The 14,908-nt window shown below is 42.4% G+C and carries 11 protein-coding genes and 1 pseudogene; 1 reads left to right on the top strand and 11 read right to left on the bottom strand.

Translation table 11 applies throughout. The annotated features are described in order from the left end of the window. Window positions 1-157: 157 nt before the first annotated feature. Window positions 158-376 carry a hypothetical protein gene (locus ACOQON_RS10010; protein ID WP_420575300.1) on the top strand — a complete coding sequence of 73 codons (219 nt, stop codon included), beginning with the start codon at window positions 158-160 and terminating at the stop codon, window positions 374-376. 10 nt (window positions 377-386) lie between these two features. On the opposite strand, the gene ACOQON_RS10005 is transcribed toward ACOQON_RS10010, so the two are convergent. The 11 genes and pseudogenes from ACOQON_RS10005 to ACOQON_RS09955 form a co-directional block, all read right to left on the bottom strand. Next, window positions 387-1,604 carry a permease gene (locus tag ACOQON_RS10005; protein ID WP_420575299.1) on the bottom strand — a complete coding sequence of 406 codons (1,218 nt, stop codon included), beginning with the start codon at window positions 1,602-1,604 and terminating at the stop codon, window positions 387-389. Window positions 1,605-1,674: 70 nt separating this feature from the next. Continuing rightward, window positions 1,675-2,178 (bottom strand): DUF3347 domain-containing protein, encoded by a 504-nt coding sequence (locus ACOQON_RS10000; RefSeq protein WP_420575298.1) that lies wholly within the window; start codon window positions 2,176-2,178, stop codon window positions 1,675-1,677. A gap of 20 nt (window positions 2,179-2,198) precedes the next feature. Next, window positions 2,199-2,576: a DUF3347 domain-containing protein gene (locus ACOQON_RS09995; RefSeq protein ID WP_420575297.1), complete on the bottom strand. Its 378-nt coding sequence runs from the start codon at window positions 2,574-2,576 to the stop codon at window positions 2,199-2,201. A gap of 23 nt (window positions 2,577-2,599) precedes the next feature. After that, window positions 2,600-5,461, bottom strand: a pseudogene (locus ACOQON_RS09990) (efflux RND transporter permease subunit); the annotation flags it as partial. An 83-nt stretch (window positions 5,462-5,544) separates the two neighbouring features. Beyond that, the gene (locus tag ACOQON_RS09985; protein ID WP_420575296.1) at window positions 5,545-5,958 is read right to left on the bottom strand and encodes an HYC_CC_PP family protein; all 414 of its coding nucleotides are present in this window, start codon (window positions 5,956-5,958) and stop codon (window positions 5,545-5,547) included. A gap of 82 nt (window positions 5,959-6,040) precedes the next feature. Continuing rightward, a complete protein-coding gene (locus tag ACOQON_RS09980; RefSeq protein ID WP_420575295.1) occupies window positions 6,041-6,508 on the bottom strand; it encodes a heavy-metal-associated domain-containing protein in 468 nt (155 codons plus the stop codon). Window positions 6,509-6,510: 2 nt separating this feature from the next. Then, window positions 6,511-8,706 carry a TonB-dependent receptor gene (locus tag ACOQON_RS09975; protein ID WP_420575294.1) on the bottom strand — a complete coding sequence of 732 codons (2,196 nt, stop codon included), beginning with the start codon at window positions 8,704-8,706 and terminating at the stop codon, window positions 6,511-6,513. Window positions 8,707-8,782: 76 nt separating this feature from the next. Further along, entirely contained in the window at window positions 8,783-9,199 is a 417-nt protein-coding gene (locus ACOQON_RS09970; protein WP_420575293.1) for an HYC_CC_PP family protein, read from the bottom strand. A 27-nt stretch (window positions 9,200-9,226) separates the two neighbouring features. Further along, entirely contained in the window at window positions 9,227-11,713 is a 2,487-nt protein-coding gene (locus ACOQON_RS09965; protein ID WP_420575292.1) for a heavy metal translocating P-type ATPase, read from the bottom strand. 82 nt (window positions 11,714-11,795) lie between these two features. Continuing rightward, complete coding sequence (locus ACOQON_RS09960; RefSeq protein WP_420575291.1) at window positions 11,796-14,411, bottom strand: ABC transporter permease; 2,616 nt, start codon at window positions 14,409-14,411, stop codon at window positions 11,796-11,798. 4 nt (window positions 14,412-14,415) lie between these two features. Then, window positions 14,416-14,748 (bottom strand): PadR family transcriptional regulator, encoded by a 333-nt coding sequence (locus ACOQON_RS09955; RefSeq protein ID WP_420575290.1) that lies wholly within the window; start codon window positions 14,746-14,748, stop codon window positions 14,416-14,418. Window positions 14,749-14,908: the final 160 nt, after the last annotated feature.

The raw sequence follows: 14,908 nt of genomic DNA, 5'->3' as shown, positions 1-14,908 counted from the left end.
GATTAACGATTCTCGAGATGGCAAGTTGTGATATCTTTTTTCATTTAAGAAAATGTTACGGTTAAATCAAGATATTGAACAGCGGAATATTCATTTTTCAAACATGCAGTGATTGTGCAGAATTTATGTTTCTTTTATACCCAGATAACCAGCTAAGATGATTCATACTAAGAGTCCCTCTCACCAATCTGAATTAAGAAAGTCCATAAAAAAACTCGTTACCGATCTTTACCAGTCTACCAGTAATCGAAATGATCAATTGGCAGATAATGAAGAATCGATAGCGAGCTATGTATGCAAACTCAATGATCAGGAATTAAACCGATCATTTTTGGATTATTGCATTGCTGTGAAGCATTACGAGAGGTCGAAATAACCTTTCGAATCTACTGGATCATATATATGATTAATCCTCCGGCAAGCCAGCCGTAGCAGATAATTGCCAGCCATTTTAATGTCTGTTCCAAAGCAGGACTTTTTGGAGCCATTTCTTTGTGGTGATGTACATCTTTTCCTTTGAAAAAGCCGAAATAGATCAATACCCCGGAAATAATTAAAAAGGCAATGTTCAGCCAGAATGTATAGTCAATTTTGAAATGATCTTTCTCGATAATATTTATACCTGAACCATCAGGTAAAAAACCGAGGAAATCCAACCCGTAATGAAGTCCGAGTGCAGTGAAAATCAAGGAGCTAAAAAGTAGGCACAATATAAAAAAGGACATTTTCCATCCGTAGTATTTGGCGTTGATTCTTAAGACTGGAAATACTACCAGATCGCTGAAAATAAACGCCATCACGCCTGCAAAACTTACGCCTTTTGTGAAAAGCAATGCAGCTAAAGGAATATTACCCATCGAGCCAATAAAGGTGAGAAAGGCGGCCACCGGACCGACGATCACATGCTGCAGGAGGTTGAGAAAACTATAACTCTCCACGTTTGTTCCTGAATTGATGAACAACGTCTGAAAGAATGAATTGGGTACAAAAGCCGAAATAATCCCGGCTATGGTGAATCCCACTGTCACGTCTTTCCACACCATTTTCCATTCCATTGCATATTGCTTACCAACCTTTGCCCAGCTTTCAGATGACTTGATTTTTTTGGCGAAATCTTTCTTGGAAGTGTATTCGTCTTCGGGTTTACCTAGTTTTTTCCTTGCTTGATTAATTAGTTTTTTCGGGTGAATGATACGAATTAGTAACCAGCTGAAGAGTATCAAAAGAAGTCCTCCGACATACTCTCCAACGACAAATTGCCATCCCAGAAAAATAGAAATAACAATCCCTAACTCAATCACCAGATTTGTTGAGGCCAATAGAAAGGCCATGGATGAAATGAAGCTGGCCCCTTTTTGAAAGAGTGATTTGGTAGTTGCAAGGGCTGAAAAGCTACACGAACTGGATACAAAGCCAAAGAAGGTTCCAATTGAGATGCTTTGAAGCCCACTTCCACCCATGGTTTGCTGCATGCGACTCTGTGTAACAAAAATCTGAATCACACCACTGACGGCATAACCGAGTATAAACGCCCAGAGCGCCATCCAGAAGAATCCGGTAGAGGTGTAGGCGGCTTCTGCCCAACGCGATAAAAACGTATCCATTCTGTGGGTTTTAGTTGGAAAAAAAGAAGGCCCTAAAAAGGACCTCCATTATTTAGCAACAATGTATTGTTTAAAGTTCCTCTGTCACCTTTCCGCACTTCAGCATTTTATCACCGAAATATGGATTTCTGATTTCTTCACTCACACTTAACCAGCTGGCACCTGTATTGTCAAAAGCCATTGGGCAGTACTGCACATAAACACCATCCGTTGATTCATTTGATTTCAGTGAAGCAATGAGTCCATCCGTTACAACTTTAAACTGTACACGTTGCTCTTTTACATCCTCTGAAGAAGTAATGTTATTTGCTGCTTCAATCAAAGTGGCATCCATTTCTTCAGTTGACATAGCAGCGCTAAGTTTTTCTGCAGCGGATTGTGCGACAGTGGCATCCGTTTGAACAAGTGCATCTTTTAGCTCCATGTATGCATCGATAGTGCTGGATGCTTCCTGTGCTACTTTTTCCTCAACTGCGGATGTTTCCTGAGCGGTTGATTTTTCAGACTTTCCTGTAGAGCATGCCATCAAACCTAGTGATAGCAATGCAGTATAAATCATAGACTTCATTTTCATATTTGTTGTATTATTCTGTTTTATAATTCTTCTTCTACATTTCCGCAGGTGAGCATGGCATCTCCAAAATAGGGGTTCAGAATTTCTTCTGAGTTACTCAACCAATAGGCGCCCTCGTTATCAAAAGCCATCGGGCAGTACTGACGATACCCATCCACTTCTACCTGAAATTTCTTTAATGTGTGAAACAGCTGATCACTTAATGGAGAGAGCATGTCACGTGCTTTCTCCACATTGACGGCCTGAGAAATGTGTTCAGTTGCTGATTGCAAAACGTTCAGATCCGCCATCCAAACCTTGTGAGCTTCTCCTTTGACCAGTGTCATATCCACATTTTCAATGGCTTTTAAAAGTGTGATTGCCTCCTTGCTGGCCGTTTGAGCATCGCTCTCAATCAAAGCGTCCTTTACGGGGAGGTAGGAGCGGTTTCGATGGTTTGTTGCACATCCTCGATGCTTAAACCGTAACGCGCAATCTGCTCACGGTCAATATTGAGGTGCAGATATGGTTTTCCAACAATCCGATCGGCGAAGACCGCCTCTTCCTTCACGGAAGGAACTGCTTTCAAAATATCTTCCAACTGTAAGCCAAAAGCCTGAATGGTTGAAAGATCTGGTCCATACACTTTGATGCCCATAGGTGCACGCATACCTGTCTGCAGCATCACCAGTCGTGTTTCGATGGGCTGAAGCTTAGGTGCCGAGGTGACCCCCGGGATTTTCGTCACCTTGATGATCTCATTCCAGATGTCATCCGGAGACTGGATGCTTGCTCTCCAGTTTCGAAAGAATTGACCGTTAGCATCTTGTACCAGTTGCTCTTTGCCAATGCCCTGTAAAAGAGCTTCTTCATTATCCAGGGATCGCCCGTCTTTCAATGCATATCTGCCTTCCTCATCCACTTTGAAACGTACCCTATGACCTCTTTGATCGACGATGTATTCAGGTTTGTAATTGATGACATTCTCATACATTGAGATAGGGGCAGGGTCAAGAGCAGACTCTACTCTGCCCAGCTTCCCAACGGCCAGGTCAACCTCGGGAATGTTTGTTAGCAACATATCCAGTTGTCCCACTACTTTTCGATTATATGCAATACCTGAGTGCGGCATGGAGGTAGGCATCAAGAGGAAGCTACCCTCATCCAGCGAAGGCATAAACTCTTCGCCGATTCCGGGAAACCTGTGAGCGAGCACCGACCAGACTTTCGTGGTTTGGATATCAACGCCTACTGCCTCGAATCCTTTTCTTGCAAATCCAAAAACCGTATTAAAGCCCAACCAGATATTGACACCAATCAAGATGAGAAATGAAGGAATAAGTAAGAACTTGATTTTGTTTTCAAGGCACCATTTCAGGATGGATTTGTAGTAATGCTCCAATAAACTGAAAGCTCCGAGAATGATTCCCACGAGAAGACCAACAAACAATACATTCAATAATAAGCTTTCCCCAGCACCAAGCGGCAACCAATATTTACCTAGTAGCCAAACCACTCCAAGCACGGTTACGATCAACTCAGCTTTGTCGATGAATATGTGATACCATTGATGGGGACGGTTTATTTTTCGGAACCAGTTTTTGAATAGAACCAGTGAACCAAATAGCACCAGCATAATTCCTCCCCATATTTGACCAAATAGCAAACCAATAACCCCAAGGAGTATTAGAGCGGGATTCACGATTTGTTTGAGTCGCTCATTTTTGATTCTTAACCCAAAAAACCAATAGGCCAATGTTGGCAGAATCAAGAGCGAAACTATCAGAGCGGCAATGAGCGCAAATGTTTTCGTGAACGCCAAAGGGCCAAAGAGTTTGCCTTCGGCGGCCTCCATGGTAAACACGGGAATAAAGCTGACGATGGTGGTGGAAACAGCTGTCAGGATAGCGGTACCCACCTCAGCAGAGCCATTATATATAGTGGTAATCAGCTTTTGATCTTCAGGTGCTTCATCCAGGTGTTTGATGATGTTTTCGGAAAGGATAATACCCAAATCCACCATTGTACCGATGGCGATAGCGATCCCTGAGAGGGCTACAATATTGGCGTCCACGCCAAAGTATCGCATCGAAATGAACACCATAAGGACGGCTATTGGGAGCAAACTGGAGATCAAAAAGGATGCTCTCAAGTTGTAGACCATCACGATGACCACCAATATGGAAATCAGGATTTCCAGCGATAGAGCCTCCTCCAGGGTACCCAGGGTTTCATATATCAACTGCGATCGATCGTAAAACGGGACAATCGTCAACTGACTTTCTGTTCCGTCAGCCAATGTTTTTGAAGGTAACCCCGGAGCGATATCTTTGATCTTTTCTTTGACATTGTTGATTACCTCCAATGGGTTTGCGCCGTATCTTGCCACCACAACACCACCGACCACTTCTGCACCGTCTTTATCCAGCAAACCACGCCTGGTAGCAGGACCTAATGAAACAACGCCAATGTCCTGAATACGAATGGGTACATTATCCTGTACCGCAACAACCGCTTTTTCCAGGTCTTCAACAGACTTGATATAGCCCAACCCTCGTACCAGGTATTCAGCCTGATTCAGCTCGATGGTTTTGGCTCCTACGTCCTTATTTGATTGTCTTACCGCCAATATCACCTTATGCAAGGGGATGTTATAAGCATTGAGTGCTTCTGGGTTGACATCTATTTGATATTCTTGTACAAACCCTCCGATGGAAGCGACTTCTGAGACGCCTTCAGTGGCATTCAGTCCGTATTTGACATAGAAATCCTGAACGGTACGAATTTCATGTAGGTCCCATCCTCCGGTTGGATTTCCTTCTTTATCACGGCCTTCAATCGTGTACCAGTAGACCTGCCCGAGTGCCGTTGCATCGGGCCCAAGTGTAGGCTGAACACCTTCCGGTAAAAGCCCGGACGGAATGGAGCTGAGTTTTTCCAGGATTCGGGATCGGCTCCAATAGAACTCTATGTCTTCATTGAAGATGATGTAGATACTGGAAAAGCCGAAAATGGAAGAACTGCGGATGGACTTAACTCCCGGTATGCCGAGGAGGTAGGTCGTCAGAGGGTAGGATATCTGATCTTCAATATCCTGAGGGGATCGGCCTTGCCATTGCGTAAAGACAATCTGTTGATTTTCTCCAATATCAGGGATGGCATCAACAGGAACAGGGTCGGAGGGTAGCGCTCCAAGTTTCCACCCGAAAGGAGCTGTTATTACACCCCAAAGGATAAAACCGAGCAGAAGCAGGACGGTGACCAGCCTATTCTCTAAAAAGTATTTTATAATTTTATTGAGCATTGTATGATTTATTGATTTGAAAGAATGTACCGATACAGGGACACCTTGTATGGGAGCCTGCATTACACAATCAAATCATAAAATCATATCAGAAATACCTGAAACAGTGACTGAAAGTCCTGATCGGGTAAGGGGGGAGAGGTATCAACCAGAATCGGTTGTTTTGCATTGAAATTAAGGTCAATGATGTAGAGGACGCTAGCGAGTGTGGCAGCAACTAAAACATTGGATAAATCCTGAGAAACATCCTTTTTGAACAATTCACCTGTTTCAACCGAGACGTACTTATTTTCACAACAATCCGGAGCTGCATAGTTCATCAAATCATCTTTATGCTCAGGATGATCCATAGAGCCCATTCCACAATCCATATGTTCCTGACCCAGCATTACTTCGCTCTTCATCGCCATACCCATGCAGAAATGAGTGCCATAGGTAAAACCGACGTTACCTAGTAACAGAATAATGGCCAGGGATATGGATATTACCTTTTTCAACTCAACAAATATACGGAATTGCTAAATTTTGGATTTATATCCAGCAGGCTAAGTGTTATAAGATTCTGGATTCCAAATCATCTCAGTTGTCCCCTTTTAGCGGAACCTGCGGTACAGGAGTTCCATGTGCTCCATCCTTGCAACAATTGGGCAAATTTTCATAAGCCTCAGCATTTCTCGCAAGTGTATCCGCATGATAACCTACCATCGTGATGCGTTCCCGAATCGTTTGAGCATCAGTTTTCTTCGGATTGTAAACAACCGACATCACCTTATCATCGAGGTTTAGCGTTGCTTCTTTGACTCCTTTTTCAAAAGCCAAATCCTTTTCCAATGCATACTGGCACATCTCACAAATAGCAGAAGTTTTAATTTCTACTTTGTATCCATCTTTTACTTCTACCGGCTCTTTTTGAGCAAAGGATTGAACTGTTACAAAAAGTAAGAGGATTAGGGTTAAAACATCCCGCTTAGTCCCCCGAAGCGTCCAACTGCTTCGAAGGGGAAATCTTTCTGAGTTTTGATTCATTTTCAATTTTAAATTATTCATTATCAATTCTTTATTTTATATCTAAATCCTGCATAAACCATTCTACCAGCAATTGGAGCCCAAACCAATGAAGCGTCAAAGTTATCACTGAATGGATTTTCTGAATCAATGATTGGGTTATCCTGTGTAAATCCGAGGAGGTTTTCTGAACCAATGTAAATATTACCCCATCTAAATCCACGACTTACTTGTGCGTTGAGCAAAAAGAAATCAGGTGAAGACGAGCCTCGTTGAAATTCAGCTGGCTTATCGGAGGTGTCTGGTAATCTTTTGGATCCATACCACTGGAGGGTAGCATCTGCTTCCCACTTATCAAAACGGGTGGCGTATGAAGTGTTTAGGAAGAATCTGTTTCGTGCATTGAAAGGTACTTCTCTTAATTCATCATTGATCGTTGCTCTTACATCGTAAAACTTATAAGCTGCTTTGGCACTCAGCCGATCAGAGAACTGGTAGTTTCCTTCCAGTTGAAAGCTGTGGGCATAAGATTTACCCCTTAGGTTATAGACCCTCAGTTGACTGGAATTTGCATCCATGTCATAGATCAGTTGATTTTCGAAGTTGGTATAGAAATAATCTGCAATTAGATTCAGTTTTTTGTCTCCGATATTAACGGCCGTTACCAGACTTCCACCCATGTTCCAGGAGACTTCCGGCTCAGGATTTTCTTCAATGATCAATTGTCGTGAAGAAACCAGAATGTTACTATTCTCAATAATGGTATTTGGAGTTCGATATCCCCTTCCAATAGCTGCTCTCAAGGTAGTGTTTTCTGAAAACTGAAATCGGGAATGTAGCCTCGGTGTGAAATACGTTCCATACAAATTATGAAAATCAGTTCGTGCACCTGCAAGTAGTGTGAATTTATCTCCGGGAGAGAATGTGTATTCATAGTATAAACCCGGCACCACTTCTTGTCTGCTAAAAGCTGAATCAGCATATATCTCATCAAATTCATCATAAAGCATGCTTACCCCAGTTTTGTAAGAGTGGAAAGAATTGCCAATGATGTTTTGGAAGATGATATTACCGTAAAGGGTCTTTTCGGTTCCTTCATAATTTTCGCGACCGAATCCTCCATCAATATCCAGGTACGAAGCGGAGTATATGAATCCCCAACCTTTGTAAGGTTTATGTGGAAAGAGTAGGCCGGTCTTACCAAAGAGCTCTACTCTTGTGGTATTGTTCTTAAATCCGTATTGAGGAGATGATCTGAAATCATCACCATGATCAAAACCTAATTGGCCACCCGCTTTTTCATCTCGCATGACAGTCACCCCAATCTGAGACACCATTTTTTCACCTTGGTACTTATACCGGTTCATCACATTGATTTGCCGACCCTTAGGGATGTCCATGAACCCATCTTCATTCTGATCTATCTCATTGTTGAAATAGTTGGTATGGAATAAAATTCCAGCACTCCATTTGTCATTGATCTCCCTGGCATGGTTAGCATTTACTTCAAACCGGCCAAACGAATTGGCATACCCGTTGAGGTAAAGCTTTTCACTATTCTCAGGTTTTTTCAATTCGACATTGATTTGACCTGTCATGGATTCATATCCATTCACGACTGTGCCGGCACCTTTTCCAACATCGATAGACTGAATCCATGTACCCGGAATATAAGAAAGTCCATATCTTCCTGCGAGTCCTCGCACATTGGGAACATTCTCGCGATTGATTTGAACATATCGACCATCCAGACCCAGCATTCGAATGGTTTTTGCCCCACTTACTGCGTCAGTGAATGAAACGTCCACTGAGGCATTGGTTTCAAAGCTTTCCGAAAGGTTACAGCAAGCCGCCTTTGTAAGCTCAGCCTCAGTGATTACTTCTATATGTTTCGATTCACGATCGTCCAAAAACGTGCTACTGGCCTGCACGACTACCTCATCCAACTCTTCAGTGTTTTCCTGAAGCATTATGTGCATCATTTGGGAAAGGTCAGCATCAAGTGTGTCGGCGAGGAATCCGGAATAGGAGAGCACGAGCATGGCGTCCCTATTGGATAGGGCAAGTTCAAACATGCCGTTGACATCTGTGACGGTTCCGTTTTGAGTTCCGAGTTCGATCACAGTGGCACCAATGAGTGCTTCGTGCTCTCTGGTTTCTATTTTACCTCTAACCGTCTGTCCGAATGATAGAAATGATAAAAAAATATAGCCTGCAAATAAGACTAGCTTTGAATACATATTTTATTAATGATCTGATTGTGAAAAATGAATGAATCGAACCTGTGAGAAGGTTCTTCTGGGTCACAAACAGATATTATATAAGGAAGGACTGGACAAGAACCGGAATATCACGATTGGGGAGAGGAGGATTGTAATTCTGGAAAGTTGGTTTTTCTTGTTCTATGGTGAATTCAATATCTCTTAGTAAAAAATGATTGACGATTGCCAGCTCATACAAATCCGGATTGGCGTCAAAATCAAAGTTTATAGTGGTTATCTCTTCGATTTTTAGCTGCTCAGAGACATCACTACAACACGGCACTTGTTCCTTTTCACCTTCGAAACAATGTTTTGGGTGCTCATTTACCGCAATAGACTTAAGGTCACCCATGCAATAATGCTTGTTTAAGGTGACTCCTGTGGTAGCAATCAGCAAGGTGATTGCTAAGAAAGTATTCGCTATGTTTCTGGCTATTCGCACTGTTGCAAAGATACGTAAAGATACCTCCAAGGTTTTAAAACCTTGGAGGTATTGATCTTACCTCAACCTCAAACTATTTCCAATCACAGATACAGAGCTTAAGCTCATGGCCAGTGCTGCCAGCATAGGGCTGAGTAGTATTCCAAACCAGGGAAATAGAATTCCTGCTGCTATCGGCACGCCCAGCATGTTATAACCAAATGCAAAAAACAGGTTCTGTTTGATGTTTTTCATTACATCCTCACTGAGTTTTCTGGCTCTCACAATACCATCCAGTTCACCTTTTACCAGAGTAATGCCTGCACTTTCAATGGCGACATCAGTTCCGGTACCCATAGCAATTCCCACATTTGCCTGAGCCAGGGCAGGTGCATCATTGATGCCGTCACCAGCCATGGCAACTACTTTTCCTTCCCGCTGTAGCTTTTCTACATAGCTATGTTTGTCCTCGGGTAGCAGCTCTGCTTCGAATCCATCCAGTGATAGTTTCTCTGCAACACCCTGTGCTGTTTTGCGATTATCTCCGGTGAGCATAATCACTTCGATACCTAAATCCTGAAGGGACTTGATGGCCTCTGCAGATGTTGTTTTGATGGCATCAGCAACACTTATGAAACCTTCAATCTTCTCATCTCTGATCAGGATCATGACCGTTTCACCCTGGCTTTGCCTTTTCTCTATGACTTCTTTTTGATCAGGATTGAGTTGAAGGTTAAATACCTCTAAAAGCTTTTCGTTTCCGATCGCAATCTCACTTCCTTCGATTTTACCTTTCACTCCTTTGCCGGTAATGGAGTCAAAATCTTTCACCTCTATCAGTTTTAAATCTTCTTGTTCAGCAGCCTGCACAATAGCCTGAGCGAGCGGGTGTTCACTACTGTTTTCCAGTGATGCTGCCCATTGAAGGATTTCATCTTTTTTACTTGAACCGAAGGGCTCAATATGCTGTAAGGAAGGTTTACCCTCAGTGATGGTGCCAGTCTTATCGACCACCAACGTGGTGACTTTGTGCATCTCCTCCAGTGCCTGGGCATCTTTGATCAGTACGCCCTGTTTGGCGCCTTTTCCGGTTCCAACCATAATAGACATGGGGGTGGCCAATCCCAACGCGCAAGGACAAGCGATGATCAGCACGGTGACCGCACTGGTAAAAGCATAAACCATAGCAGGATCAGGTCCCCATAAAGCCCATACGATGAATGAAATAATAGCGATCGATACGACCGTAGGGACAAAGTAACTGGAGATTTTATCTGCCAGATTTTGAATGGGCGCTTTGGTTCTGCTCGCTTTATTTACCATTTCGATTATCTGAGAGAGGAGGGTATCACTTCCCACTTTAGTCGCTTTCATCAGGAAGCTGTTGGTACCATTGATGGTACCACCGATTACTTCATCACCCGTGTTTTTCTCTACTGGGTTAGGTTCTCCGGTAATCATGGATTCATCAATGGAGCTTTTGCCCTCTGTGATTTCTCCATCAACAGGGATTTTTTCGCCTGGTTTGATTTTTATAATGTCATCGATTTCTACTTCCTCCAGTGGAATTTTTTTCTCATTTCCATCGCGAATGACAATGACTTCCTGTGGGACAAGATTTAGAAGCTCCCGAACGGCGGAGTTAGTTTGACTTCTGGCTTTCAGTTCCAGTACCTGACCCAATAAAATGAGTGTAAGAATCACAGCGGCTGATTCGAAGTAAAGGTGTACGTTTCCATTTTCGGTCTTGAACTGCTCAGGAAACATATCAGGGAACAGAAGTCCAATGATGCTAAATAAATACGCTGCTCCGGCACCCAATGAAATCAATGTCCACATGTTTGGAGACTTATTGATGATGGACTTATAACCTCTCACGAAGAATTCACCGGAGGTATAGAAAATTACTGGTGTGGAAAGGATGAACTGTACCCATGCCCATGATCTTTCACTGAGAATATTTGTAAGAGAGACACCCACCATATCACTCATTGCGATAAAGAAAACCGGCAGGGTAAATACCACTGACCAGATGAACTTCTTACGCATGTTGAGATAGGCTTTCTTTTCGCTGGAGCCTTGCTCATTGGAAACAGACTTAGGTTCCAAATCCATCCCGCATTTCGGACAGCTGCCCGGCTCATCCTGCTCCACTTCAGGGTGCATGGGGCAGGTATAGATGGTCTTATTTTTGGATGTGGCGGATTGCTCCTGCTCCAAATCCATGCCGCACTTGGGGCAATCACCCGGTTCATCGTACTTCTTATCACCTTCACAGAGCATGGGGCAATAGTACTTACCGCCAGTATCATGTTTTTCTTTCTTTTTGGAGTGAGTGTGATGTGCATGATGATCTTCTGGATGGATATCATATCGATCACCGTGTGCATGAAGAGCTTCCTTTAGTTCATCGATGGATACTTCTTCCTGCATGGTGAGTGAAGCCTTGCCGGCAGCTAAATCCACTGCTGCAGCTTCTACCTTGTCATGTGATAGCAAAGCATCTGTCACATGACTTTTACATCCCTCACATGACATCCCGGAAATAGTATAGGTCTTTTTCATAATTCAATAATATGAATACAAAAATGCAACCTATACTATATGGAAGTGTTACAGAATTTTTGGAAACTGTTATATGATTTTGCTATTCGTACCTCAGCGCATTGACCGGATTTAACTTGGCAGTTTTGTAGGTCTGGAAGCTCACGGATATAAATGCAATCAATGCAGTTATAATCATTGTAATAACGAATATAATCGGGTTGATAGATGTATGATAGGCAAAATCATTGAGCCAATCATTACCAAAATACCATATTAAAGGAATCGCAAGAATATTTCCTAAAAGTACCAGGTAAACGAACTCCTTGGAGAGAATGAAAACGATTTGTGCAATGCTGGCACCCATTGTTTTCCGAATGCCTACTTCTTTTGTTCGACTAAGCGCAACAAATGAGATTAGTCCAAACAAGCCAATGGCCGACACAATGATTACGATGACAGCAAAAATGGAAAGCACTTTTGCCAATTGGTTTTCTTCCCGATACTGTCTGTCAAAATCCTCATCAAGGAAAAAGTATTCCAACGGGTAGCTTCCAAATGTCTGAGACCATTTGTCTTCTATGCCTTTGATTAAATCATAGGTTTGATCAGCCTGATACCGTATCGCATAGTATCTTCCATACCTATCACCGGAATAGTCCATTGCTTTTGGCCAGATATTTTTCTGAAGTCCTAAGCCATGATAATCTTTTACCACGCCGATGACCTTACCTTCAGGAGTGCCTGATGGTGAAACAATCATTTTACCAATCGCATCCTCCGGACTTTGCCAGCCCATGGCTTCTACGCATGTCTCATTAATGATCAGGCCATCGTTTAGCTCCGACTGCTTAGCAGGATTGAAGTTGTTTCCAGCAATAAGCTTCAGACCAAGAGCATCGATGTAATTTTCATCAATAGCCATGTATTCTGTATCCACCTGCTCTCCTTCAATTTTCTCTGGATAGGCCCATTGTCCTTGCCAGCCAGGTCGTCCGGGTAGGGCATTAGTGTGACTAACGGATTCAACCCCTGATAGTGTCTTGAGTTCGTTTTTGAGCGCTACTCTCGTAGAGTTTTGTGGAAGGTTTGTGCCGTCAATAATGAGTAATTGTTCTTTTTCAAATCCTAACTCCTGGTTTCGCATGAAATTGATTTGGCTGATGACCAGAATGGTAGCTAAGACCAAAGCGGAAGAGATAAAAAACTGGAAAGTGATTAACATTTTTCGAAGGCTTAGCCCCTGGTATGTTTTATCCAGCTTTCCATTGAGGGCATTTAGTGGTTTTAATCCAGAGATGACCAAAGCAGGGTAGTAGCCAGACATGAAGGAAACTATCAGAATCAAGCTCCCCATACCGATTAAAATTTTCGCATTTAAGAATGAAGCGAGATCATAGTTCTTATTCATTAATTCATTGAAAAAAGGGAGAATACCTAGTATGATGACAATGGCTAAGCCAAATGAAATGATGGTGAGCAAAAATGATTCAGTCATGAATTGTGTGACGATTCCTCTTTTTGATGAACCGACAATTTTTTTCATGGCTACTTCTTTCGATCGGTATGCAGATCGAGCAGTGCTGAGATTTATGTAATTGATGGAGGCCAACAAAAGAAGAAATATAGCGATGATTGTTACGGTTTTTACTCTTTTCATCGAGCCCTTTGGACCAAACCCATTCCAATATGTTTCGCCTAGATAAATGTCTTTGAGTGGGACTAAAGCGGTTGTTAATTCCATACCCATTTCGTCAAGCCAGTCCCCTATATTTTCATCATAGATATTGGCAACTTTGCTTTGGAATTTCACAGGATCTTCACTCTCTTTTAGCAAGACATAGTTTCTTACATCAAAATTTCCCCACCCATCGGTATAACTGAAGTATCTGAAGTCAGGGAACGTTGAAAAAGACATCAGCATGTCAAACTGAATGTGTGAGTTTTTGGGAATGTCTTTCATCACACCGGTTACTTTGAAATCCACTGAATCTCTTAAAGTAATCGTTTGACCTAGTGCCGGTTCGTCGAAGTAAATGTCTTCCATTGATTCTGTGATAACAATGGAGTAGGGATCCTTGAGTGCTGTTTCAGCATCACCTGATTTCAATGGGAATGAGAACATATGAAAGAACTCCTCACTTGCGTAAAACACTTTGTGTTCGTATCGCTTACCCTCGTGATTTAGCTTGAAAGCAGGAGATGCCCATCGGGTGTATAAAACCGATTCAACTTCCGGATATTGGGTTCGAAGCTGATACCCGATCGGATGGGCATTGGTTTCCATGCCTCCCCCTTGTGAAGCAGTAACAACTTTATATATGCGATCTCCTTTTGCATGAAAATTGTCAAAATATAACTCGTCCATCACGTACAATAGAATGAGACTACCAACAGCCAATCCTAGTGAAAGCCCGACAAGATTGATACCTGAATGAGTTTTGAATTTAAGTAAGTTGCGAAATGCGAGTTTTAGCGTTCTCATGATAGTAATGATTAGTCCTATTTTATAAATCCATTTGAAGTTTTTGAGTAGGCTGAATCTGAAGAGCTTGAATACCCCGAGGGTGTACCTTTTTTGTGCTTCTTTGACTGAATGAGTTTCTAAATCATCGTAGAACACCTCTTCTAGATCGCCTTCGATCTCCTCAAGGTATGCTCCGTGGATAAACAGTCGAAGCAGCCTCCGGGACCATTTCGGTGGTAGAATCTCACTCATCTATTTAGATGGTTTTCAATCCTTCAGCTGTGATCTGAGTCCAGAAGCTTTCGCGTATCTGTTTGATTTCGCCCAATACTTTGTGAGCATATGGTGTGGCATTATAAATGCGCTTGCGCTTTCCACCACGCTTTTGAGTAGCCTCTCCAAACTCAGAAGTCAGGAATCCTTTTTCCTCCATACGCTTGAGTGCCGATTGGATGGAACCAACACTTAACTGCTCATCCATCCTTTTTTCCAGCTCTTTTTTGATCTCCACGCCATAGGCTTCCTCCTTCAGCAGAATCACTGCCAGCAACACCATCTCTTCAAACTCACCAAGTTTAGTCTTCTTCATTTGCTTATTTTTTCTGGAGTATTTCGCTATTTGCCTCATCCCATGATTGAAAATGTTCTATTTCTCAATGAATGGGTTAAGCGGCACGCTTATATTATTCGTAATTGCAGTAAAAATGGTTGCAAAATATTATTCGTAATTGCAGTTTTTATAATAAAAG

Origin of the sequence: Ekhidna sp. (assembly GCF_965221965.1) — a bacterium.
In the GTDB taxonomy this organism is placed as follows: Bacteria; Bacteroidota; Bacteroidia; order Cytophagales; family Cyclobacteriaceae; genus Ekhidna.
This window is presented reverse-complemented; position numbering and strand designations above follow the sequence as displayed.

What these genes read in the sequence shown, in the direction of transcription:
- ACOQON_RS10000 (WP_420575298.1), bottom strand. Translation starts at nt 2,178, where the DNA reads ATGAAAATGAAGTCTATGATTTATACTGCATTGCTATCACTAGGTTTG.
- ACOQON_RS09960 (WP_420575291.1), bottom strand. Translation starts at nt 14,411, where the DNA reads ATGAGTGAGATTCTACCACCGAAATGGTCCCGGAGGCTGCTTCGACTG.
- ACOQON_RS09955 (WP_420575290.1), bottom strand. Translation starts at nt 14,748, where the DNA reads ATGAAGAAGACTAAACTTGGTGAGTTTGAAGAGATGGTGTTGCTGGCA.
- ACOQON_RS10010 (WP_420575300.1), top strand. Translation starts at nt 158, where the DNA reads ATGATTCATACTAAGAGTCCCTCTCACCAATCTGAATTAAGAAAGTCC.
- ACOQON_RS09965 (WP_420575292.1), bottom strand. Translation starts at nt 11,713, where the DNA reads ATGAAAAAGACCTATACTATTTCCGGGATGTCATGTGAGGGATGTAAA.
- ACOQON_RS10005 (WP_420575299.1), bottom strand. Translation starts at nt 1,604, where the DNA reads ATGGATACGTTTTTATCGCGTTGGGCAGAAGCCGCCTACACCTCTACC.
- ACOQON_RS09980 (WP_420575295.1), bottom strand. Translation starts at nt 6,508, where the DNA reads ATGAATAATTTAAAATTGAAAATGAATCAAAACTCAGAAAGATTTCCC.
- ACOQON_RS09975 (WP_420575294.1), bottom strand. Translation starts at nt 8,706, where the DNA reads ATGTATTCAAAGCTAGTCTTATTTGCAGGCTATATTTTTTTATCATTT.